This window comes from Gilliamella sp. M0320 (genome assembly GCF_016101635.1).
GTDB classification, from domain to species: domain Bacteria; phylum Pseudomonadota; class Gammaproteobacteria; order Enterobacterales; family Orbaceae; genus Gilliamella; species Gilliamella apis.
This window is the reverse complement of the sequence record NZ_JACFQD010000004.1, coordinates 151668-173232: the sequence shown is the minus strand read 5'-3', so window position 1 is coordinate 173232 and position 21565 is coordinate 151668. Positions and strand designations below refer to the sequence as shown.

The 21565-nt window shown below is 45.3% G+C and carries 25 protein-coding genes and 4 pseudogenes; 13 read left to right on the top strand and 16 right to left on the bottom strand.

What is annotated here, in order from left to right; all coding sequences use genetic code 11:
- The first annotated feature begins 120 nt into the window (after window positions 1-120).
- On the top strand, window positions 121-693 hold the full coding sequence (gene dolP / locus H3T83_RS06845) for a division/outer membrane stress-associated lipid-binding lipoprotein (protein ID WP_086321163.1): 573 nt from the start codon (window positions 121-123) through the stop codon (window positions 691-693).
- 58 nt (window positions 694-751) lie between these two features.
- Here the strand turns inward: dolP and csdE are convergent, their stop codons facing one another.
- The 8 genes from csdE to H3T83_RS11565 form a co-directional block, all read right to left on the bottom strand.
- Entirely contained in the window at window positions 752-1150 is a 399-nt protein-coding gene (gene csdE / locus H3T83_RS06840) for a cysteine desulfurase sulfur acceptor subunit CsdE (protein WP_034901495.1), read from the bottom strand.
- A gap of 64 nt (window positions 1151-1214) precedes the next feature.
- Window positions 1215-2426: a cysteine desulfurase CsdA gene (csdA, locus tag H3T83_RS06835; protein WP_198215397.1), complete on the bottom strand. Its 1212-nt coding sequence runs from the start codon at window positions 2424-2426 to the stop codon at window positions 1215-1217.
- Window positions 2395-3273: a U32 family peptidase gene (locus H3T83_RS06830; protein ID WP_198215396.1), complete on the bottom strand. Its 879-nt coding sequence runs from the start codon at window positions 3271-3273 to the stop codon at window positions 2395-2397. The genes csdA and H3T83_RS06830 overlap by 32 nt, the downstream gene beginning before the upstream one ends.
- Before the next feature lie 139 nt (window positions 3274-3412).
- On the bottom strand, window positions 3413-4408 hold the full coding sequence (locus tag H3T83_RS06825) for a peptidase U32 family protein (protein WP_065651370.1): 996 nt from the start codon (window positions 4406-4408) through the stop codon (window positions 3413-3415).
- A 668-nt stretch (window positions 4409-5076) separates the two neighbouring features.
- Window positions 5077-5619, bottom strand: coding sequence for a hypothetical protein (locus tag H3T83_RS06820; protein WP_198215395.1), 543 nt, complete (start codon window positions 5617-5619; stop codon window positions 5077-5079).
- A gap of 14 nt (window positions 5620-5633) precedes the next feature.
- Complete coding sequence (locus H3T83_RS06815) at window positions 5634-5825, bottom strand: hypothetical protein (protein ID WP_198215394.1); 192 nt, start codon at window positions 5823-5825, stop codon at window positions 5634-5636.
- A 253-nt stretch (window positions 5826-6078) separates the two neighbouring features.
- On the bottom strand, window positions 6079-6609 hold the full coding sequence (locus tag H3T83_RS06810) for a hypothetical protein (protein WP_133052408.1): 531 nt from the start codon (window positions 6607-6609) through the stop codon (window positions 6079-6081).
- A complete protein-coding gene (locus H3T83_RS11565) occupies window positions 6566-6931 on the bottom strand; it encodes an EndoU domain-containing protein (RefSeq protein WP_370528018.1) in 366 nt (121 codons plus the stop codon). Before H3T83_RS11565 ends, H3T83_RS06810 begins: the two co-directional genes overlap by 44 nt.
- Before the next feature lie 286 nt (window positions 6932-7217).
- Here H3T83_RS11565 and H3T83_RS06800 point away from each other — a divergent pair, with 286 nt between their 5' ends.
- A complete protein-coding gene (locus H3T83_RS06800) occupies window positions 7218-7520 on the top strand; it encodes a SymE family type I addiction module toxin (protein WP_065577908.1) in 303 nt (100 codons plus the stop codon).
- 70 nt (window positions 7521-7590) lie between these two features.
- Here H3T83_RS06800 and H3T83_RS06795 read toward each other — a convergent pair whose 3' ends face one another.
- The 8 genes and pseudogenes from H3T83_RS06795 to H3T83_RS06765 all read right to left on the bottom strand — a co-directional run bounded on the left by H3T83_RS06795 (window position 7591) and on the right by H3T83_RS06765 (window position 14505).
- Window positions 7591-7920, bottom strand: coding sequence for a hypothetical protein (locus H3T83_RS06795; RefSeq protein WP_034901483.1), 330 nt, complete (start codon window positions 7918-7920; stop codon window positions 7591-7593).
- The gene (locus H3T83_RS06790) at window positions 7920-8714 is read right to left on the bottom strand and encodes a DUF6862 domain-containing protein (protein WP_370528017.1); all 795 of its coding nucleotides are present in this window, start codon (window positions 8712-8714) and stop codon (window positions 7920-7922) included. Before H3T83_RS06790 ends, H3T83_RS06795 begins: the two co-directional genes overlap by 1 nt.
- On the bottom strand, window positions 8715-9188 hold the full coding sequence (locus tag H3T83_RS06785) for a VENN motif pre-toxin domain-containing protein (RefSeq protein WP_198215392.1): 474 nt from the start codon (window positions 9186-9188) through the stop codon (window positions 8715-8717).
- 761 nt (window positions 9189-9949) lie between these two features.
- Window positions 9950-10264: a hypothetical protein gene (locus H3T83_RS06780; protein ID WP_086353747.1), complete on the bottom strand. Its 315-nt coding sequence runs from the start codon at window positions 10262-10264 to the stop codon at window positions 9950-9952.
- A gap of 3 nt (window positions 10265-10267) precedes the next feature.
- Window positions 10268-11668 carry a VENN motif pre-toxin domain-containing protein gene (locus H3T83_RS06775; protein ID WP_198215391.1) on the bottom strand — a complete coding sequence of 467 codons (1401 nt, stop codon included), beginning with the start codon at window positions 11666-11668 and terminating at the stop codon, window positions 10268-10270.
- A gap of 171 nt (window positions 11669-11839) precedes the next feature.
- On the bottom strand, window positions 11840-13567 hold the full coding sequence (locus H3T83_RS11560; protein ID WP_370528016.1) for a hemagglutinin repeat-containing protein: 1728 nt from the start codon (window positions 13565-13567) through the stop codon (window positions 11840-11842).
- Between the two features lie 51 nt (window positions 13568-13618).
- Window positions 13619-13768 (bottom strand): annotated as a pseudogene (locus H3T83_RS11555) (hemagglutinin repeat-containing protein); the annotation flags it as partial.
- A gap of 452 nt (window positions 13769-14220) precedes the next feature.
- Window positions 14221-14505 (bottom strand): mobilization protein C, encoded by a 285-nt coding sequence (locus H3T83_RS06765; protein ID WP_000238497.1) that lies wholly within the window; start codon window positions 14503-14505, stop codon window positions 14221-14223.
- A 198-nt stretch (window positions 14506-14703) separates the two neighbouring features.
- Here H3T83_RS06765 and H3T83_RS11385 point away from each other — a divergent pair.
- The 11 genes and pseudogenes from H3T83_RS11385 to H3T83_RS11550 all read left to right on the top strand — a co-directional run.
- Window positions 14704-15297: pseudogene (locus H3T83_RS11385) on the top strand (MobA/MobL family protein); the annotation flags it as partial.
- 154 nt (window positions 15298-15451) lie between these two features.
- Window positions 15452-15865 carry an IncQ-type mobilization protein MobB gene (locus H3T83_RS11380; RefSeq protein WP_010890157.1) on the top strand — a complete coding sequence of 138 codons (414 nt, stop codon included), beginning with the start codon at window positions 15452-15454 and terminating at the stop codon, window positions 15863-15865.
- Window positions 15862-16833, top strand: coding sequence for a DNA-primase RepB domain-containing protein (locus tag H3T83_RS11375; protein WP_010890158.1), 972 nt, complete (start codon window positions 15862-15864; stop codon window positions 16831-16833). Before H3T83_RS11380 ends, H3T83_RS11375 begins: the two co-directional genes overlap by 4 nt.
- Window positions 16834-16893: 60 nt before the next feature.
- The gene (locus tag H3T83_RS06755; RefSeq protein ID WP_000455501.1) at window positions 16894-17106 is read left to right on the top strand and encodes a hypothetical protein; all 213 of its coding nucleotides are present in this window, start codon (window positions 16894-16896) and stop codon (window positions 17104-17106) included.
- A gap of 1 nt (window position 17107) precedes the next feature.
- The gene (urfF, locus tag H3T83_RS06750; protein ID WP_007857788.1) at window positions 17108-17314 is read left to right on the top strand and encodes a plasmid repression protein F; all 207 of its coding nucleotides are present in this window, start codon (window positions 17108-17110) and stop codon (window positions 17312-17314) included.
- A gap of 29 nt (window positions 17315-17343) precedes the next feature.
- Complete coding sequence (locus H3T83_RS06745; RefSeq protein WP_000190708.1) at window positions 17344-18183, top strand: helicase RepA family protein; 840 nt, start codon at window positions 17344-17346, stop codon at window positions 18181-18183.
- Window positions 18170-19021 carry a replication protein C, IncQ-type gene (gene repC / locus H3T83_RS06740; protein ID WP_000240536.1) on the top strand — a complete coding sequence of 284 codons (852 nt, stop codon included), beginning with the start codon at window positions 18170-18172 and terminating at the stop codon, window positions 19019-19021. The genes H3T83_RS06745 and repC overlap by 14 nt, the downstream gene beginning before the upstream one ends.
- Window positions 19022-19328: 307 nt before the next feature.
- On the top strand, window positions 19329-20144 hold the full coding sequence (sul2, locus tag H3T83_RS06735; RefSeq protein ID WP_001043260.1) for a sulfonamide-resistant dihydropteroate synthase Sul2: 816 nt from the start codon (window positions 19329-19331) through the stop codon (window positions 20142-20144).
- Between the two features lie 60 nt (window positions 20145-20204).
- Complete coding sequence (gene aph(3'')-Ib / locus H3T83_RS06730) at window positions 20205-21008, top strand: aminoglycoside O-phosphotransferase APH(3'')-Ib (protein ID WP_001082319.1); 804 nt, start codon at window positions 20205-20207, stop codon at window positions 21006-21008.
- Window positions 21008-21220, top strand: a pseudogene (locus H3T83_RS11370) (aminoglycoside phosphotransferase family protein); the annotation flags it as partial. The gene aph(3'')-Ib and the pseudogene H3T83_RS11370, both read left to right, overlap by 1 nt.
- Window positions 21206-21499: pseudogene (locus H3T83_RS11550) on the top strand (helix-turn-helix domain-containing protein); the annotation flags it as partial. The pseudogenes H3T83_RS11370 and H3T83_RS11550, both read left to right, overlap by 15 nt.
- Window positions 21500-21565 lie beyond the last annotated feature (66 nt).

Below are 21565 nucleotides of genomic sequence, written 5' to 3'. Positions count from 1 at the left end.
ATCGAAATACTTTATCTTTTAAAATAATAAAATTATTTTGCAAAACTATATCTACAAGGCATAATAAAAACTGTTCATCAGTATTTGAATTCTACTGGGTAGTAAATAAAAGGAGTGATAATGAAAAAATTTATTTTAGTAACAGCATTAGTAACTAGCACATTAATGTTACAAGGGTGTGTTGCTGCTGTTATTGGCGTCGGTGCTGGTGCTACCGCAAAAGTTGCCACCGATCCGCGTACCACAGGAACACAAGTTGATGATACGACCCTGAACACCAGAATGAACAGTAAATTAAGTGAAAATGGTCCTTTTTTTATTGGCTCTCGTATATCTTCAAGTACTTATGATGGCAATATTATTTTGACTGGCCAAGCCAATGCCGAACAAATTGAAAAAGCTGAACGTCTAGCTTATCAAGTTGAAGGAGTTAAGAAAGTTTATAACCAAATTCGTGCTGGAGAACCGGTTGGAGCAGGAACAATCACCAATGATATGTGGATAACCACCAAAGTTAAATCCCAACTTACACTAAATTCCAAAACAAAAGCACGTAATATCAAAGTCGTTACTGAAAATGGTGAGGTATTTTTAATCGGTATTGTTAGCAGTGAAGAAGGGCAAGAAGCCGCTACTGTTGCAAGTAAAGTTGCTGGTGTTAAGAAAGTTGTTACATTATTTACTATACGTTAATCACTAATTGTAAAAGCTAAAAAGCTTTAAAAAGGGAGAAATTATTCTCCCTTTTTTACTAGCTACCCGCTAACTTAATACGCTCAATTATTTTTTCAATCCCTTGTAGCCGAGATTGGCTCAACTCATCAGTAATTTTTAATTGCTTTAATATTGCAAGAAAATCGATGCTTTGGATTTGTTCTGCTGTTTTATGATTGGCAATAATGATTAAAATAGCTAACAATCCTTTTACGATTCTACCTTCACTATCACCTTGAAAGGTAAAAGTATTATCTAATTGTTTTTCATTAGTTAGCCATACCCGATTTTCACAACCATAAATTTGGTTGGATTCTATTTTTTTTATATCCGGAAAATCAGGTAATTGTTTTGCTAAGGCAATTAATTGTCTATAACGATCTTGCCAGTTATGTTGTTTAGAAAATAATTCAAATAAAGTTTGTTGTGATAGCATAATTAAAACCGATTAGTGATTGAACAAGTCATTAACGTTTCTTTGATTAACTACTGGCTAGAGTTTAAGTGAGTAATTCAATGGCATTTTGTAATGCTGTAATAAAATGATCAATATCGTGCTGATTATTATATGGCATAAGTGAAATGCGAATAACACCATGACAACCAAGTTTATCCATAAGTGGTTTAGCACACAATTCACCGGTTCGGATGGCAATATTTTGTTCGCTTAATAAAATAGCGACATCATTATGATGAATGTTTTGTATATTAAAACTAATTATAGGACTATTTTTAACACTATAAAATTGTATATTGGTTAATTGACTTAATTTTGATTCAGTATAGTCAGCTAATTGTGTTATATAACTTTCTAATTGTGTTTCATTCCACTTTGTTAACCAATCTAAGGTTGCTTTAAAACCAATAATACCAGCTATATTTTGCGTACCCGCTTCAAATTTATAGGGAAGATCTTCAACTGTAAATTCGGTAAATGAAGCCGTTTTTAACATTTTTCCACCACCATGCCAAACATCCATTTGCTTGAGTAAATGTTGTTTTCCATATAGTATCCCCAATCCAGTTGGGCCATATAGCTTATGAGCAGAAAAGGCATAAAAATCGATATTTAATTTTTCAACATCAATCGGATGATGTACAACGCCTTGAGCGCCATCCACGACTAATACCGCATTGGTTTGATGAACTAGTTGGCTAATTTTGGCTAAATCTGGACAAAAACCAGTAACGTTAGACATTTGAGTTATGGCAACAATTTTGGTTTTAGCTGAGAGTAATCTTGAAAGCTCATCAATATCTGCTGACCATTTAATGATCTTGGCGCCAGTTTGTTTCGCCACAATAAGCCAAGGTAACAAGTTGCTGTGATGTTCTAACTCACTAACAATGATCTCATCACCTATATGTAATTGTGTTCTAGCATAACTTTGAGCAATTAAGTTGATTGATTCGGTTGTGCCACGAGTCCAAATTATTTCACAATTTGACTTAGCATGAAGTAGATCAGCAATATTTTGCCTAGTTTGATCAATCGTAGCGGTGACTTGTAGCGCATCTTGATGCAAGCTACGTTGCGCTGTTGCAGTGTTATGCCCGTAATACTCAACAGTTGCATCGATCATGGTTTGCGGTTTTAGCGCTGTAGCTGCTGAATCAAGATACACATTATGGCTAGCTAGGGCAGGGAAATCCGCCCTAAATTTTTCGAGTAGCAGCATATTATTGTGTAAGTTCAAGTCCTGCAATTCCATTCCAATAACCGTTACAGTCTCGTTTATGTTCAATGTGTAAAGGATTTAGTCCTTCTTCATTAGCTCTAAATTGCTTAACTACCTCGAGTGTTTCAATTCCAAGCGGAGAAATACGCACGATATCAACTAATCCTTTCATCTCTTTTAGATTGTTACCTAAGTTATAACAGTAGCCACTTTGTGTTTGAATACCGTTAAGAACAAATACTTTTTGTTGTTCTTGAGAAAATACTTCTCGACCAACGGGATATTTAATACAGCAAGTCTCACATTTATCCTTTGGTTTATCTTCCGATCTAGCTGTAAAACAGCGGGCAGAATAGGCTAATGGTAGATAACCATAGCTAAATACTTCAACTTCAAAATTGCGCTCAACTCTCAATGCGTCAAATTGTTTTAAAACATTGCTTAACCAATCGCGAGAAAGTTCAACTGGCATACACCAACGCACCATACCTTGTTTTTGTAACAATTTTAGGGTTAATGCGTTATAACAGTTAATTGCCGGACCAGCGATAAAAGGTAAATTATTGTCATGAGCAATATTAATTGCCGCCAAATCATTAGCTTCAATTAAAAAATCACCATTATTAACTAATTGTTTTAAATCAATTAGTTCTGATGGTGCTTCAAGCAGTGCTAGGGTAGAAAGTACGACTTGTTTACCGGATTTAGCAATTTCTTTGGCTAAATCTAACCAATTGGGTACTTTCATTTCCCGACGTTTGGTACATACTGTTTCGCCCATATAAATAATATCTGCGTCACTATCTTTCGCTGCTTGGTAAAAGGCTTCGGTTTCAATTTTAGGCCAATAATAAAGTACAGGGCCTAACGCATATTTCATAGTCTTGCTCACTATATCTGTATTTAATTATTTTAAATAGTCAATGTTTGATAGCTGTTTTCTAACGCTAATATCAAAAGTCATTTAGATGAGTATCATATTTATTTTATTGGTAAACATGAGTAAATATGTTTATATTTTATTGCCATTTACGGTGGTAAGCACCTAATGTCGTTTGTGTGCCTTCTGATACTGATCCTAATGTATCCATCCAGTTCTTTTCTGCTTGGAATGTTTGAGGATTCGCTTTATAGCGATCAATAGCTTGTCGCCAAACTTTGGTCACTTGTTCCACATAAGCTGGACTACGCTGCCGACCCTCAATTTTTACTGAGGCAATATTAGCCGCAAATAGTTCAGGTAACAGTTCAATGGTATTTAAACTTGTTGGTTCTTCAATCGGGTGATACAGTTCATCGCCAACAAAATAGCGTCCTTTACATAAGGTTGGGTAACCCGCATTTTCACCTTTCTTATGGCAATCGATTAATACATTATTCAGTCTAGATTCAAGTCCTTTATCGGTCTCTTCCCAACGGACAAATTTCGCTGGTGAACAGGCTCCTACGGTATTGGGGGATTCACCGGTTAAATATGAGGATAAATAACAGCGACCTTCCGCCATAATACATAGACTGCCGAATGCAAATACTTCCAATGGTACTGGAGAGACTTGTGATAACTGTTTCACTTGATGCATGGATAACACTCGCGGTAAAACAATACGATGTACCTGGAAGTTATTATGATAAAACTTGATTGATTCTTCATTGGTTGATGATGCTTGAACCGAAACATGGCGTTCAAGATTAGGATGTTTTTCGGCTGCATAATCAAGCATGGCTAAATCAGCAATGATTAGGGCATCGGCACCAATGTTTGCTGCTGTATCGACTGCATATTGCCAGCGTTCAAAGTTTTCCGGATGAGCGAAGGTATTAATTGCGATGTGTAACTTTTTACCATGCTTATGTACATATTCAGATGCTTCAATTAAACGCTTTTCATTAAAATTTAATCCCGCAAAATGGCGAGCATTGGTATCATCTTTCAAACCAATATAAACGGCATCAGCACCGTTATCGATTGCTATTTTTAATGATGGTAACGAGCCGGCAGGGCAAAGAAGTTCCATATTTATACCTTTAGATTCTGCATTTTATTCGCCGTGTATTATGCAATAATTCTGACTGTAATGCGAATAGAAAGCAGGCAAAGTCACTAAAAACATAATAAATGATAGATCAATAGTGTCATGTAAAAAGATAGTTAATAGTGAAATTGTTTCTGTTATCAACTATCTAGGCGTAATCTTTGTCATACCTAGGTAAAAGTTAGTGACTTGCATATGTGACTTAGAAATGTTTATTTTATATTTTCCCTAATAAAATATAGCAACATGATTAATTCATCATTACTTATTGTTGAATGATATGCAGTACTTCATCGTTATAGTCATAAATGGTTGGTTGGCCACTGGTCGGTGAAAAAACATTACTACCAACAACCATTCTAATTGGTTAATTATTTTTTAGATAATGGTTATTTTGAGTTGCTTTATTTAGGTTTATTTTGTAAAAATAATTGAGGAGTGTATACCTTCTTATTGATATTTGAATATCCGTGGGCTATTAATAAAGCAATAATAAGTCGCTGAAGATAATTTTAGACATCAGGATTTTGACATACTAAACGAACTCAATAAAACAACATTAATGTGAAATTAAAATCAGTAATAATATCTATCCCCCCCTTTCCTTAAAATTTTTAGGTAAAGGGGATTAGAGGTAAGTTAAAAAGTAACTAAGTTGTGGTTTTAGGAATTTTACCTGTCCACCAAATTGGTTTTTCATCAGGTTGTAAATTATCGAAAACAGATAAAGGGATCAGCTTGTAGGTAATTAAATCCGGTATTGTAGTATATGCTACCATTACCGGTTGATATTTATAATCGGGATCTGATTTAAACCATTCATAATTTCTTATAGCAGATTCAATACACTCATAAAATGCTTCAAAATATTTACTAAAAATTTCAAATAAAGTTGATTTAGCTCTATCTAAATCACTTTTAACTTGACCTGATAATATTTTACTCCAATCAAATGCTTCTCTATCCAACTGTTTAAACTCTTTTTCTACCAATTTCATTAATGCTACGGCGGCATCTAACTCTTCTAATCTTAAATAACGGCGATATAAGCGGTCAGTAATTAATGACCAATTTTGGTCAGGATATTTAGGTAGAACATAATATGAAATACAGTCAAAAAATAGCCGCATATCACTATCTGTACCTAATTCATAAACTAAACCACCACCTCTGAAACCAATTTTTATTAACACAATTTACTTACCTCCTATTTTGTTTTAAATTCAATTTGTTCAGGCTTAATTATTCCATTTGATTTATTTTTTATACCCTGTTTTATTTTAAATTGCTGTGCGGCAGTTATTTTTTGACCGCGAATATCTATTACAACTGTTTGTTCCATATCTGGCGGTAAATGTTCTTTTCTCTCAATGGCTTGTTTGGAAACATTATCAATCAAACCATTAATATTATTTTGTATATCATAATTTTTTACTTCTATTGAACAAGTAGTACCATTACAAAAATCTGGTCTTACACTCCTGTCTGTTCCCCATTTTACCTTTTGACCATTCAGATAGCTTTCCTGAGCATTAAAATCAGGAGTTAACGTTTTACCGGCATCTTTATGAATAGTGCGTTCGAGCTCTTTTACCTGCTCTCCTAACTCTTTTAAGCTCGTGACAATGTTTTATTTGGTCTACTCATCCTTGTTATTCAAGATAGAAAACTTGATGACTTCCTTCTAAACTATTATAGAGATCAACCGCCTCTTGCCCTTCGGCAATAAACTCTACATCTATCGGAGCGGGTGGATTATTAGGATCTTCATAGTTCCCTTCTAAAAAGGCTTTATATTGTTCCAGAACATATAAAAGCTGTTCCCTAGTAAGGATAACCTGTTGCTCTTCAACATATTCAGTACCAATAAATACATAATCGCCGGTAATTAATACCCAATGAGCATTACCAACACCAAACATGCCATCTGGTGCTCGACTATTCGCTAAATCGGTTAGATTATTAATCCAGATATTGACTGAGTTTATTGAATATTGAATATCAACTCTTAGCCAATCAGCTATTTCTCTTGCTCCAAAGCCAAATATCTTTTTGCTGTTAGGATGTTTTACAAGTTTTCCACCTGTAGGAAGAAAACTTGAATTATCCCACCAGAATATAATTTTATCATTTAACATATTATTTTTTCCCATAAATAGGCCATGCTGTTGCTCCTGTTCCATCAGGTTTTTTATAAAATCCTTGCATTTTTAAACCACTTGAAGACGTTCCTTCCCACATTTCTGTGTTTGGTATTCTTTTTGAATTTTCAAAAGCACTTTTTATTTCCTTTTCAGTTTGACGTTTAGACCAATGCTTAGGGAAGAATGTTGTTTCAGCCTGCTTTTCATACCACTTACCTGTAGCAGGATCTCTGACCGATATATATCCTTTCGTGACACCATTTGCATCGGCTTCACCTGTCCACTTATCTACTTTAATATTTGGATCTTTTAAATAATGTCCTCCTGTACCAACCTTTTTGCCGTTTTTATAAGTCTTAATCTCACCATTTAAGATGTGATCGGTATTGATTGTTACCTGAGTACCTTTACCAGCTTGTTGTTGAACTAACTCGGTCGGTGTTGGTGATGGTTTAAAGTCTTCGAGATACTCTCCTACTTTACTTTCTGTACTCGTCGTGCCTTTTCCAGCATTATTTTAAAACATCAGGCTAAGCAGTTGATTGAATAAGACAAGGCGGCTAAAGAAGAGCAGTAAAATAGACGCAGATTAACGGTGTACCACCACCGCTAACCTACTAATCACAACAACTATAGGAGTAGTTATTATGACTAAGGTATATTCTACGCTGGATAAGATGATTGTCCAGATGAGCAAGATTGAACGGCATTACACCGTTGGTTATCTGCCGTCCCGCAGTGATGACAGTATTCCGGCTATTCATCTTAAGGGTAAATGGCTAAATCAGGCCGGGTTTACCACCGGTACACCGCTGATTATCCGGGTGATGCAGGGTTGTTTAGTCATCATCACCGAACCTAAACACCAGACGGATAACCGTAAGTTACTCGAAGAGATACAACAGACCCAGCAGCGCATCTGTGATATCACCGTTAAGCTTAATCAGTAAAACGGATAGTCAGAATCCACCCTATCATTGAGTTGAGGTTAACTTCACTAATGGCATGTAATGGATCAAATTATATGGGTCCATTCCATGTCAGCTTATTTTTAAGTTCTACAGGAACCATAGCAAAGAGTTCTTTAATAAAACTAACTTGCTTATCATAATTAATAGATATTTCGGTATTACAGTTCTCATAATAATATCGAGCCTGATGATTTAAAAACCAAATATCATGCTGCTCAAATTCAGCATCAAAAATAGTAATTAATAAATTATGAACTAATTCAGCCTCATAATAACATGATATATCTTTCGCCTTTCTAATCGAGTCTTGTGACTGCACGTTTCTTATATAAGTTAATGTTCGTCCTAACATTTCCACATATATTTCATTTTTCTTCATCATGGTTTCCTTGTTGGTAGAGGCCGTGCATCAACAGGGACTTTATTAGTTTTATCCCATTTACCATTTTCTAATAGCTTATGGATATATGTTGCATCACCTGTAGTTTTGTATATTTCTTGAGCTGCTGCCATTCTATGATGACCTCCGGTAATATAATAATTTCCTTTACTATCAATATATCCTGCAATTTTTCCTCTTGTAGCCGTGAACTCAAAACTTCCGTTTAGCATATCGCTTTTCATTAAATCAATTTGAGCAGGATCTCTTAATCCGACTTGAGTACCTTTAATTTCGGGAATACTCCCTTTTACAGCAATATCATCAACCTTATTAACAATATTACCGGGTTTACCTATATTGGTATTTGGTTGCGTAAAATTTACTCCTCCATACAAACCAGCCAATGAAGATACAATTCCATGTGCAGCCATAACATATTTATACTGTTGAGCAACATCTTTTACATCTCTACCTGTCTCTTTTGCAATTGCTTCAATTGAAATTAAATGAATAATGCTGTTGGGATCTAAACCGACTAATGCTTCGTTAAGATTTTTTGAGTCTTCTCTATATAAATCAGCATTTGTTAAACTTCTAGCAACCTCTTTTTCATATTCATTCTGCATTTCCCATGCTTCTTGCAGCAATCCTTTACAAGCTGAGCTTGAGATGTTACCCAATGAACAATTATCCTGTAAAATTTGATCTCGTTCTTTATCTAGTTTATTGAGATTTTCTAATTCTTTCTTTTCATCTTCTGTTAATTCCTCACCTAGATAGTTTGGCTTTATCTAAGTCAAATAAGCTTTTCGCTTAGCTTCATTTACACTCAAATAATTATTCTCAACCGCATTTTTACTGCTACGAATTGCTGTGCTAGCATCGCTAATATTACCACCGCCAGCGGCTATGGCAAGACCAGTAGCTAGTTGAGATAATGCGCTGATGGTTTGTTTTTCTTCTTCGGTTAAATCTTTGACTTCTTTGCCATACAGTTGTTTGCGGATGATATCTGCTGCAACTTCACCGGCCACTGCACCGGCTCCACCAGATAATGCTGAGTTGCCTTGTAGCTCAGCAACTACCGCACCAAGTATTGCATGAGCAACTAACCTCGCGGTTTCGTTATCACCGGCTTGTATCTTTATCTGCTCCGCTAACCATGGCGCACTAGCGCCAGCTAAGCCGCCGGTCATATCGCCGGTGATAATGCCGGTAATAATCGATACGGCTGAGTCAACGCCTTTACTAAAGTCATTGCCCATTTTGCCATCTTGGGAGTCTTTACCGGCATCTTTATGAATAGTGCGTTCAAGCTCTTTTACCTGTTCTCCTAACTCTTTTAAGCTCGTGACAATGTTTAATCTGGTCTGTTCATCCTCTTTATTAAAGATTGGTTTGAGTTTGCTATGGGCATTTTCGGTATCATGACTGAGTTCATTAATATCTTGTGTTTGTTTATCTTGGTCACGAATGATTAACTCACCGTCACTGATTGCCGCGTGGGTAATATTCGAGGCTTCATCGTTGTGGTCATAAATGGTTGGTTGGCCACTGGTTGGTGAAAAACTGCTATCAACAATTATCCTAATTTTTTGATTATATTTTAGATAATGGTTATTTTGATTTGGTTTATTGAGGTTTATTTGTAAAAATAAATAGAAGGATGCACATTTGATAGCACATCTTTCTATATGGACATTTTGAAATTTTTTAGCTCAAGTTAATAAAACTGCTTTATGTTTTTTGCTTTGGTTATGTGTATGAAGGATGTGTGTTACTTTTTTTATAAAATATTCGATACTTTATGACAAAACTAATCATGACTAGCCCCTTATCCTGCGGCAAAAACTGTAATAACCACAAGTAAAACACTGCGTAAGCTAATTATACTGTTTATGATATCATAGATAAGTTATCATCCAAGAATTAGATCAGGTTCAGAGTTATCTCCCTTAAATTTCAGCAATAAAAAGTACAAACAAAGATTTTCCCCCTTCTTTGGGCGAAGAATCTTGATGAACAACTATATTGTATATGGATAACTTATAGAACAATTTACACAAACTAAGGATAAATCTACCCAACCTTGCATCTTTAAATAATATACATTATCATCTGAGTTCTTTAATATCTCAAGTTCACCTATATATGCAGGTAAAATATCCTCTTCATCAATATTATTTTGATATTGTAATGTGATAATGTTATTTATATTAATGGTGCAAACCTTGTCGCCATTATCCATATTTAAAATTTCTATATTAGCTTCATTTTTATCTAATTTAACAGAAAAAAACGATAAATTAACGTCAACCAATTTCAAATAATGATCTTTCATATATTATTTATCCCTATTGATAAAATGACCAGTTGAATGACTTTGATCTTTCAATCTATTAAATTCATAGTCAGTTCTTTCATTGTATTTCTTACCATTTTCCGCAATCTTAGGTTTCGTAGGGATAACCTCACCAGTAGGTTTTACTGTAACAATACGTCCGTCAGGATGTTTATAAGTTGTATATCCTCCAGTACTAGTTCCTTTTAATTGAAAGCCTTTAGAAATAAGATCAGAGTGTAATTCACTTAATGTTGTAGGTTCGAATCTATTTGTTTGCTTTCCTGCATTCCCCAAGCCTTTCTCATTTACTACATGTTCATCAAAATTACTGCTTTTATTAGCCTGTTGATTTGCTGCATGATTATTATTTATATTATCCTTTGTTTCTTTATAATTTCCACCACCTTGTTGAACGTTTTCTTTTCCATATACTGATTCAAAATAATCTTTATCTAATTTTCCCGTTATATTACTAGTTTTACTTTTATTGGCCGTTGATAATTTACTTCCTTTTAATGCTCTATTTATTATAGGTAAAGCAAAATGCCCTTCCAAACCATTAATCATCATCATTATTGCAATGGTTCTACCAGCCATTACTTGAGCTTCTTCATCACTGTAACCAAAACTTTTAAAACTTACTACATATCCATTATAAATAGCATGGAATTCATTTGCTGCTGCTGATGTGCTGTTCAATAAATGCTCAATTTCTTGGTAACCAATTTGAGCATTTGGAGGATTTGAATAAGTTAAATACTTATAAGTTTTTAAAGCATCGTAGGCTTTCTGGCGTTCCACATGGCATTCATCACTATTTACATCAATACACGCATTTATTAATGCATCACTTAAACTATCATCTTTAAGACGAAGTTCAAGTAATTCCATTTTTTCTTCATCTGTTAATATACCTTTTCTTTCTTTGTATTCTAAACCTTTTTTGGTTTGATGCTCATCTGAGTTTAAATAATTATTCTCAACCGCATTTTTACTGCTACTAATAGCCGCACTGGCATCGCCAAAATTACCACCGCCGGCAGCTACCGCAAGGCCGGATGCTAGTTGAGATAATGCGCTGATGGTTTGTTTTTCTTCTTCGGTTAAATCTTTGACTTCTTTGCCATACAGTTGTTTGCGGATGATATCTGCTGCAACTTCACCGGCCACTGCACCGGCTCCACCAGATAATGCTGAGTTGCCTTGTAGCTCAGCAACTACCGCACCAAGTATTGCATGAGCAACTAACCTCGCGGTTTCGTTATCACCGGCTTGTATCTTTATCTGCTCCGCTAACCATGGTGCACTAGCGCCAGCTAAGCCGCCGGTCATATCGCCGGTGATAATGCCGGTAATAATCGATACGGCTGAGTCAACGCCTTTACTAAAGTCATTGCCCATTTTGCCATCTTGGGAGTCTTTACCGGCATCTTTATGAATAGTGCGTTCAAGCTCTTTTACCTGTTCTCCTAACTCTTTTAAGCTCGTGACAATGTTTAATCTGGTCTGTTCATCCTCTTTATTAAAGATTGGTTTGAGTTTGCTATGGGCATTTTCGGTATCATGACTGAGTTAATTAATATCTTGTGTTTGCTTATCTGGGTCACGAATGATTAATTCACCGTCACTAATTGCCGCATGGGTAATATTCGAGGCTTCATCGTTGTGGTAATAAATGGTTGGTTGGCCACTGGTCGGTGAAAAACCACCACTACCAGGTCCTTTACTTACCCCAACAGAGCCAGAGATGCTGCTGACATCATATTCCGCTTTGTTTTTAATATCATTAAAGCCAATAGTGCCGGTATCTAAGCGATTTTTTGACCGTTCAGCTTCAGAGGCTATCACCGCACCATTTAGTTGGGTATGTTCACCCACAGTAATATCATAACCTCCACTGCCAGCAAATATGCCCGATTGCTCGTTAACCGATTCATAATTACTCTTCATCCGGTCTTGAGCAAAATTAGCACTCGCACTACTTGCACCATAGCAAAATGGCGGTACACAGATGCTGGCACTTGCACCAACACTGGTGTGTTTAGCATCATATTTTTCTTTATCTTGTTCACTACTGATGGTTAAGTTACGACCTATATCGGCAATGACTTGCTCACCAGACAGCTCCGCGCCCGTTAAAATAACATCACGACCACTCTGGATGTTAAGTGTATTACTGGCGGTGATGGTGCTGTTGTGATTGATATCACTGGTACCGTTTTCTTTACCTTTGGATTGACTGGCGGCTAACTCAATTGAAAAACCATTTTGCCCGCCCACTAATCCAAAGCCAACACCGGCACCATAGTGACTGCCTGAATCCGTGCTTTTCAATTTTTCAGTGCTGTGGGCGGCATCAAATTTGATATCATTCCCCGCATTGAGATTGATGTTTTGCCCGGTAATATCAACGCCTTTCCCTTCAATGTTCTCTTCTGCATTGATATTCACATTTTGACCCGCATGGATCACCGTGCCAGTTTGGGCGTTGTTGTGATACTCTGTTTTCTGTTTTGAGTTATCTGCCGTTACACTTACATTGACTTTAATTAAAGAGGCAGAACCACCATCACCATCATTAGCATTATTTTCAGCATTTACGGTTGGTCGGTTTATTTCCGCTGAGGAATCAGCCGCCGTTAAATTAGCTTGTGCGGCATTCACCCCAGCTTGTGCCATATAAATCGCCGCTAAACGTTTGTCTTCCTTATTTTCAATTGCTTTGGCGGCCTTTTCAATTGACTGTGCCGCTGTAACCGCATAGCCGGAGGTAGAAACCGTAACACCATATTGTTTATTACTGCTCTGCGTTTTTTGGTGCAGACTGTCTTCACTGGTTTCCATAATGACATTTTTACCCGTGAGGTTGACAGATTTACCGGCACTAATATCAACACCCGCCAGTTTAACATCATCACCTGCAACGACATTAATATTGCCTTTTGTACTGTTAAGTCCACTGCGAATATTACTTTGTGTTGCTTTATCTTCTAACTCTTTATATCGTGAATGTTGGTAACCAACTGTGCCACTATAGCCATCGCCACCAAGCTCACCAATCACTTTATGGTAACCTTTATTTTCACTGTGTGATTGATTGGTGCTGGCGCTAATATCTACATGGCCTTTTGCTGCATGTAAATTAATATCATATTGTGAGTTTAATAGGCTTCCTTTTATGTCGATATTGCCTTCACGGCTATTGATAGCAATGTTATTTGCCGTGAGCGTGGAGGCATTTTGACCCACTACATCACTATTACTTCGATTACCAGAGCTTTCACTACCATAAGGTAAGATACCCGCACCATGATTTGGACTGCCGTTGATAAATCGTACCGATGAACCCGCTGTCGGCGCTGCTGTCGTGGCACTCCAATTTTTACTCGTTGTTTTACTGTGCTCCAATTGTTTATCTGCCGAGGTTTCAATAGCAACATGACGGTTAGCATCGATAATAATTGCTTCTCCTGCGGTTAAGTCACTTCCTTTAATGACAACATCGCCATGCGTTAGTTGCCCTTGTACATCCCTTTCCTGACTATTACACGGTGGGCTATATCAGAATCCGCCATCAGCACAAAGCAACACCCGCCAAAACCCTCTTCAGCAAACACCCAGCAGGGGCGGGGGCTGGCGGGGTGTTGGAAAAATCCATCCATGATTATCTAAGAATAATCCACTAGGCGCGGTTATCAGCGCCCTTGTGGGGCGCTGCTGCCCTTGCCCAATATGCCCGGCCAGAGGCCGGATAGCTGGTCTATTCGCTGCGCTAGGCTACACACCGCCCCACCGCTGCGCGGCAGGGGGAAAGGCGGGCAAAGCCCGCTAAACCCCACACCAAACCCCGCAGAAATACGCTGGAGCGCTTTTAGCCGCTTTAGCGGCCTTTCCCCCTACCCGAAGGGTGGGGGCGCGTGTGCAGCCCCGCAGGGCCTGTCTCGGTCGATCATTCAGCCCGGCTCATCCTTCTGGCGTGGCGGCAGACCGAACAAGGCGCGGTCGTGGTCGCGTTCAAGGTACGCATCCATTGCCGCCATGAGCCGATCCTCCGGCCACTCGCTGCTGTTCACCTTGGCCAAAATCATGGCCCCCACCAGCACCTTGCGCCTTGTTTCGTTCTTGCGCTCTTGCTGCTGTTCCCTTGCCCGCACCCGCTGAATTTCGGCATTGATTCGCGCTCGTTGTTCTTCGAGCTTGGCCAGCCGATCCGCCGCCTTGTTGCTCCCCTTAACCATCTTGACACCCCATTGTTAATGTGCTGTCTCGTAGGCTATCATGGAGGCACAGCGGCGGCAATCCCGACCCTACTTTGTAGGGGAGGGCGCACTTACCGGTTTCTCTTCGAGAAACTGGCCTAACGGCCACCCTTCGGGCGGTGCGCTCTCCGAGGGCCATTGCATGGAGCCGAAAAGCAAAAGCAACAGCGAGGCAGCATGGCGATTTATCACCTTACGGCGAAAACCGGCAGCAGGTCGGGCGGCCAATCGGCCAGGGCCAAGGCCGACTACATCCAGCGCGAAGGCAAGTATGCCCGCGACATGGATGAAGTCTTGCACGCCGAATCCGGGCACATGCCGGAGTTCGTCGAGCGGCCCGCCGACTACTGGGATGCTGCCGACCTGTATGAACGCGCCAATGGGCGGCTGTTCAAGGAGGTCGAATTTGCCCTGCCGGTCGAGCTGACCCTCGACCAGCAGAAGGCGCTGGCGTCCGAGTTCGCCCAGCACCTGACCGGTGCCGAGCGCCTGCCGTATACGCTGGCCATCCATGCCGGTGGCGGCGAGAACCCGCACTGCCACCTGATGATCTCCGAGCGGATCAATGACGGCATCGAGCGGCCCGCCGCTCAGTGGTTCAAGCGGTACAACGGCAAGACCCCGGAGAAGGGCGGGGCACAGAAGACCGAAGCGCTCAAGCCCAAGGCATGGCTTGAGCAGACCCGCGAGGCATGGGCCGACCATGCCAACCGGGCATTAGAGCGGGCTGGCCACGACGCCCGCATTGACCACAGAACACTTGAGGCGCAGGGCATCGAGCGCCTGCCCGGTGTTCACCTGGGGCCGAACGTGGTGGAGATGGAAGGCCGGGGCATCCGCACCGACCGGGCAGACGTGGCCCTGAACATCGACACCGCCAACGCCCAGATCATCGACTTACAGGAATACCGGGAGGCAATAGACCATGAACGCAATCGACAGAGTGAAGAAATCCAGAGGCATCAACGAGTTAGCGGAGCAGATCGAACCGCTGGCCCAGAGCATGGCGACACTGGCCGACGAAGCCCGGCAGGTCATGAGCCAGACCCAGCAGGCCAGCGAGGCGCAGGCGGCGGAGTGGCTGAAAGCCCAGCGCCAGACAGGGGCGGCATGGGTGGAGCTGGCCAAAGAGTTGCGGGAGGTAGCCGCCGAGGTGAGCAGCGCCGCGCAGAGCGCCCGGAGCGCGTCGCGGGGGTGGCACTGGAAGCTATGGCTAACCGTGATGCTGGCTTCCATGATGCCTACGGTGGTGCTGCTGATCGCATCGTTGCTCTTGCTCGACCTGACGCCACTGACAACCGAGGACGGCTCGATCTGGCTGCGCTTGGTGGCCCGATGAAGAACGACAGGACTTTGCAGGCCATAGGCCGACAGCTCAAGGCCATGGGCTGTGAGCGCTTCGATATCGGCGTCAGGGACGCCACCACCGGCCAGATGATGAACCGGGAATGGTCAGCCGCCGAAGTGCTCCAGAACACGCCATGGCTCAAGCGGATGAATGCCCAGGGCAATGACGTGTATATCAGGCCCGCCGAGCAGGAGCGGCATGGTCTGGTGCTGGTGGACGACCTCAGCGAGTTTGACCTGGATGACATGAAAGCCGAGGGCCGGGAGCCTGCCCTGGTAGTGGAAACCAGCCCGAAGAACTATCAGGCATGGGTCAAGGTGGCCGACGCCGCAGGCGGTGAACTTCGGGGGCAGATTGCCCGGACGCTGGCCAGCGAGTACGACGCCGACCCGGCCAGCGCCGACAGCCGCCACTATGGCCGCTTGGCGGGCTTCACCAACCGCAAGGACAAGCACACCACCCGCGCCGGTTATCAGCCGTGGGTGCTGCTGCGTGAATCCAAGGGCAAGACCGCCACCGCTGGCCCGGCGCTGGTGCAGCAGGCTGGCCAGCAGATCGAGCAGGCCCAGCGGCAGCAGGAGAAGGCCCGCAGGCTGGCCAGCCTCGAACTGCCCGAGCGGCAGCTTAGCCGCCACCGGCGCACGGCGCTGGACGAGTACCGCAGCGAGATGGCCGGGCTGGTCAAGCGCTTCGGTGATGACCTCAGCAAGTGCGACTTTATCGCCGCGCAGAAGCTGGCCAGCCGGGGCCGCAGTGCCGAGGAAATCGGCAAGGCCATGGCCGAGGCCAGCCCAGCGCTGGCAGAGCGCAAGCCCGGCCACGAAGCGGATTACATCGAGCGCACCGTCAGCAAGGTCATGGGTCTGCCCAGCGTCCAGCTTGCGCGGGCCGAGCTGGCACGGGCACCGGCACCCCGCCAGCGAGGCATGGACAGGGGCGGGCCAGATTTCAGCATGTAGTGCTTGCGTTGGTACTCACGCCTGTTATACTATGAGTACTCACGCACAGAAGGGGGTTTTATGGAATACGAAAAAAGCGCTTCAGGGTCGGTCTACCTGATCAAAAGTGACAAGGGCTATTGGTTGCCCGGTGGCTTTGGTTATACGTCAAACAAGGCCGAGGCTGGCCGCTTTTCAGTCGCTGATATGGCCAGCCTTAACCTTGACGGCTGCACCTTGTCCTTGTTCCGCGAAGACAAGCCTTTCGGCCCCGGCAAGTTTCTCGGTGACTGATATGAAAGACCAAAAGGACAAGCAGACCGGCGACCTGCTGGCCAGCCCTGACGCTGTACGCCAAGCGCGATATGCCGAGCGCATGAAGGCCAAAGGGATGCGTCAGCGCAAGTTCTGGCTGACCGACGACGAATACGAGGCGCTGCGCGAGTGCCTGGAAGAACTCAGAGCGGCGCAGGGCGGGGGTAGTGACCCCGCCAGCGCCTAACCACCAACTGCCTGCAAAGGAGGCAATCAATGGCTACCCATAAGCCTATCAATATTCTGGAGGCGTTCGCAGCAGCGCCGCCACCGCTGGACTACGTTTTGCCCAACATGGTGGCCGGTACGGTCGGGGCGCTGGTGTCGCCCGGTGGTGCCGGTAAATCCATGCTGGCCCTGCAACTGGCCGCACAGATTGCAGGCGGGCCGGATCTGCTGGAGGTGGGCGAACTGCCCACCGGCCCGGTGATCTACCTGCCCGCCGAAGACCCGCCCACCGCCATTCATCACCGCCTGCACGCCCTTGGGGCGCACCTCAGCGCCGAGGAACGGCAAGCCGTGGCTGACGGCCTGCTGATCCAGCCGCTGATCGGCAGCCTGCCCAACATCATGGCCCCGGAGTGGTTCGACGGCCTCAAGCGCGCCGCCGAGGGCCGCCGCCTGATGGTGCTGGACACGCTGCGCCGGTTCCACATCGAGGAAGAAAACGCCAGCGGCCCCATGGCCCAGGTCATCGGTCGCATGGAGGCCATCGCCGCCGATACCGGGTGCTCTATCGTGTTCCTGCACCATGCCAGCAAGGGCGCGGCCATGATGGGCGCAGGCGACCAGCAGCAGGCCAGCCGGGGCAGCTCGGTACTGGTCGATAACATCCGCTGGCAGTCCTACCTGTCGAGCATGACCAGCGCCGAGGCCGAGGAATGGGGTGTGGACGACGACCAGCGCCGGTTCTTCGTCCGCTTCGGTGTGAGCAAGGCCAACTATGGCGCACCGTTCGCTGATCGGTGGTTCAGGCGGCATGACGGCGGGGTGCTCAAGCCCGCCGTGCTGGAGAGGCAGCGCAAGAGCAAGGGGGTGCCCCGTGGTGAAGCCTAAGAACAAGCACAGCCTCAGCCACGTCCGGCACGACCCGGCGCACTGTCTGGCCCCCGGCCTGTTCCGTGCCCTCAAGCGGGGCGAGCGCAAGCGCAGCAAGCTGGACGTGACGTATGACTACGGCGACGGCAAGCGGATCGAGTTCAGCGGCCCGGAGCCGCTGGGCGCTGATGATCTGCGCATCCTGCAAGGGCTGGTGGCCATGGCTGGGCCTAATGGCCTAGTGCTTGGCCCGGAACCCAAGACCGAAGGCGGACGGCAGCTCCGGCTGTTCCTGGAACCCAAGTGGGAGGCCGTCACCGCTGATGCCATGGTGGTCAAAGGTAGCTATCGGGCGCTGGCAAAGGAAATCGGGGCAGAGGTCGATAGTGGTGGGGCGCTCAAGCACATACAGGACTGCATCGAGCGCCTTTGGAAGGTATCCATCATCGCCCAGAATGGCCGCAAGCGGCAGGGGTTTCGGCTGCTGTCGGAGTACGCCAGCGACGAGGCGGACGGGCGCCTGTACGTGGCCCTGAACCCCTTGATCGCGCAGGCCGTCATGGGTGGCGGCCAGCATGTGCGCATCAGCATGGACGAGGTGCGGGCGCTGGACAGCGAAACCGCCCGCCTGCTGCACCAGCGGCTGTGTGGCTGGATCGACCCCGGCAAAACCGGCAAGGCTTCCATAGATACCTTGTGCGGCTATGTCTGGCCGTCAGAGGCCAGTGGTTCGACCATGCGCAAGCGCCGCCAGCGGGTGCGCGAGGCGTTGCCGGAGCTGGTCGCGCTGGGCTGGACGGTAACCGAGTTCGCGGCGGGCAAGTACGACATCACCCGGCCCAAGGCGGCAGGCTGACCCCCCCCACTCTATTGTAAACAAGACATTTTTATCTTTTATATTCAATGGCTTATTTTCCTGCTAATTGGTAATACCATGAAAAATACCATGCTCAGAAAAGGCTTAACAATATTTTGAAAAATTGCCTACTGAGCGCTGCCGCACAGCTCCATAGGCCGCTTTCCTTGCTTTGCTTCCAGATGTATGCTATTCTGCTCCTGCAGCTAATGGATCACCGCAAACAGGTTACTCGCCTGGGGATTCCCTTTCGACCCGAGCATCCGTATGATACTCATGCTCGATTATTATTATTATAGAAGCCCCCATGAATAAATCGCTCATCATTTTCGGCATCGTCAACATAACCTCGGACAGTTTCTCCGATGGAGGCCGGTATCTGGCGCCAGACGCAGCCATTGCGCAGGCGCGTAAGCTGATGGCCGAGGGGGCAGATGTGATCGACCTCGGTCCGGCATCCAGCAATCCCGACGCCGCGCCTGTTTCGTCCGACACAGAAATCGCGCGTATCGCGCCGGTGCTGGACGCGCTCAAGGCAGATGGCATTCCCGTCTCGCTCGACAGTTATCAACCCGCGACGCAAGCCTATGCCTTGTCGCGTGGTGTGGCCTATCTCAATGATATTCGCGGTTTTCCAGACGCTGCGTTCTATCCGCAATTGGCGAAATCATCTGCCAAACTCGTCGTTATGCATTCGGTGCAAGACGGGCAGGCAGATCGGCGCGAGGCACCCGCTGGCGACATCATGGATCACATTGCGGCGTTCTTTGACGCGCGCATCGCGGCGCTGACGGGTGCCGGTATCAAACGCAACCGCCTTGTCCTTGATCCCGGCATGGGGTTTTTTCTGGGGGCTGCTCCCGAAACCTCGCTCTCGGTGCTGGCGCGGTTCGATGAATTGCGGCTGCGCTTCGATTTGCCGGTGCTTCTGTCTGTTTCGCGCAAATCCTTTCTGCGCGCGCTCACAGGCCGTGGTCCGGGGGATGTCGGGGCCGCGACACTCGCTGCAGAGCTTGCCGCCGCCGCAGGTGGAGCTGACTTCATCCGCACACACGAGCCGCGCCCCTTGCGCGACGGGCTGGCGGTATTGGCGGCGCTGAAAGAAACCGCAAGAATTCGTTAACTGCACATTCGGGATATTTCTCTATATTCGCGCTTCATCAGAAAACTGAAGGAACCTCCATTGAATCGAACTAATATTTTTTTTGGTGAATCGCATTCTGACTGGTTGCCTGTCAGAGGCGGAGAATCTGGTGATTTTGTTTTTCGACGTGGTGACGGGCATGCCTTCGCGAAAATCGCACCTGCTTCCCGCCGCGGTGAGCTCGCTGGAGAGCGTGACCGCCTCATTTGGCTCAAAGGTCGAGGTGTGGCTTGCCCCGAGGTCATCAACTGGCAGGAGGAACAGGAGGGTGCATGCTTGGTGATAACGGCAATTCCGGGAGTACCGGCGGCTGATCTGTCTGGAGCGGATTTGCTCAAAGCGTGGCCGTCAATGGGGCAGCAACTTGGCGCTGTTCACAGCCTATCGGTTGATCAATGTCCGTTTGAGCGCAGGCTGTCGCGAATGTTCGGACGCGCCGTTGATGTGGTGTCCCGCAATGCCGTCAATCCCGACTTCTTACCGGACGAGGACAAGAGTACGCCGCAGCTCGATCTTTTGGCTCGTGTCGAACGAGAGCTACCGGTGCGGCTCGACCAAGAGCGCACCGATATGGTTGTTTGCCATGGTGATCCCTGCATGCCGAACTTCATGGTGGACCCTAAAACTCTTCAATGCACGGGTCTGATCGACCTTGGGCGGCTCGGAACAGCAGATCGCTATGCCGATTTGGCACTCATGATTGCTAACGCCGAAGAGAACTGGGCAGCGCCAGATGAAGCAGAGCGCGCCTTCGCTGTCCTATTCAATGTATTGGGGATCGAAGCCCCCGACCGCGAACGCCTTGCCTTCTATCTGCGATTGGACCCTCTGACTTGGGGTTGATGTTCATGCCGCCTGTTTTTCCTGCTCATTGGCACGTTTCGCAACCTGTTCTCATTGCGGACACCTTTTCCAGCCTCGTTTGGAAAGTTTCATTGCCAGACGGGACTCCTGCAATCGTCAAGGGATTGAAACCTATAGAAGACATTGCTGATGAACTGCGCGGGGCCGACTATCTGGTATGGCGCAATGGGAGGGGAGCAGTCCGGTTCATTGATGACGGGATCAGTACCGACGGTGATATGGGGCAAATGGTGGTCACCATCCTGTCGGCTGTGGCACAGGCTGAACGCCGGAGGATCCTAGAGCGCACGAATGAGGGCCGACAGGAAGCAAAGCTGAAAGGAATCAAATTTGGCCGCAGGCGTACCGTGGACAGGAACGTCGTGCTGACGCTTCATCAGAAGGGCACTGGTGCAACGGAAATTGCTCATCAGCTCAGTATTGCCCGCTCCACGGTTTATAAAATTCTTGAAGACGAAAGGGCCTCGTGATACTATAGGTTAATGTCATGATAATAATGGTTTCTTAGACGTCAGGTGGCACTTTTCGGGGAAATG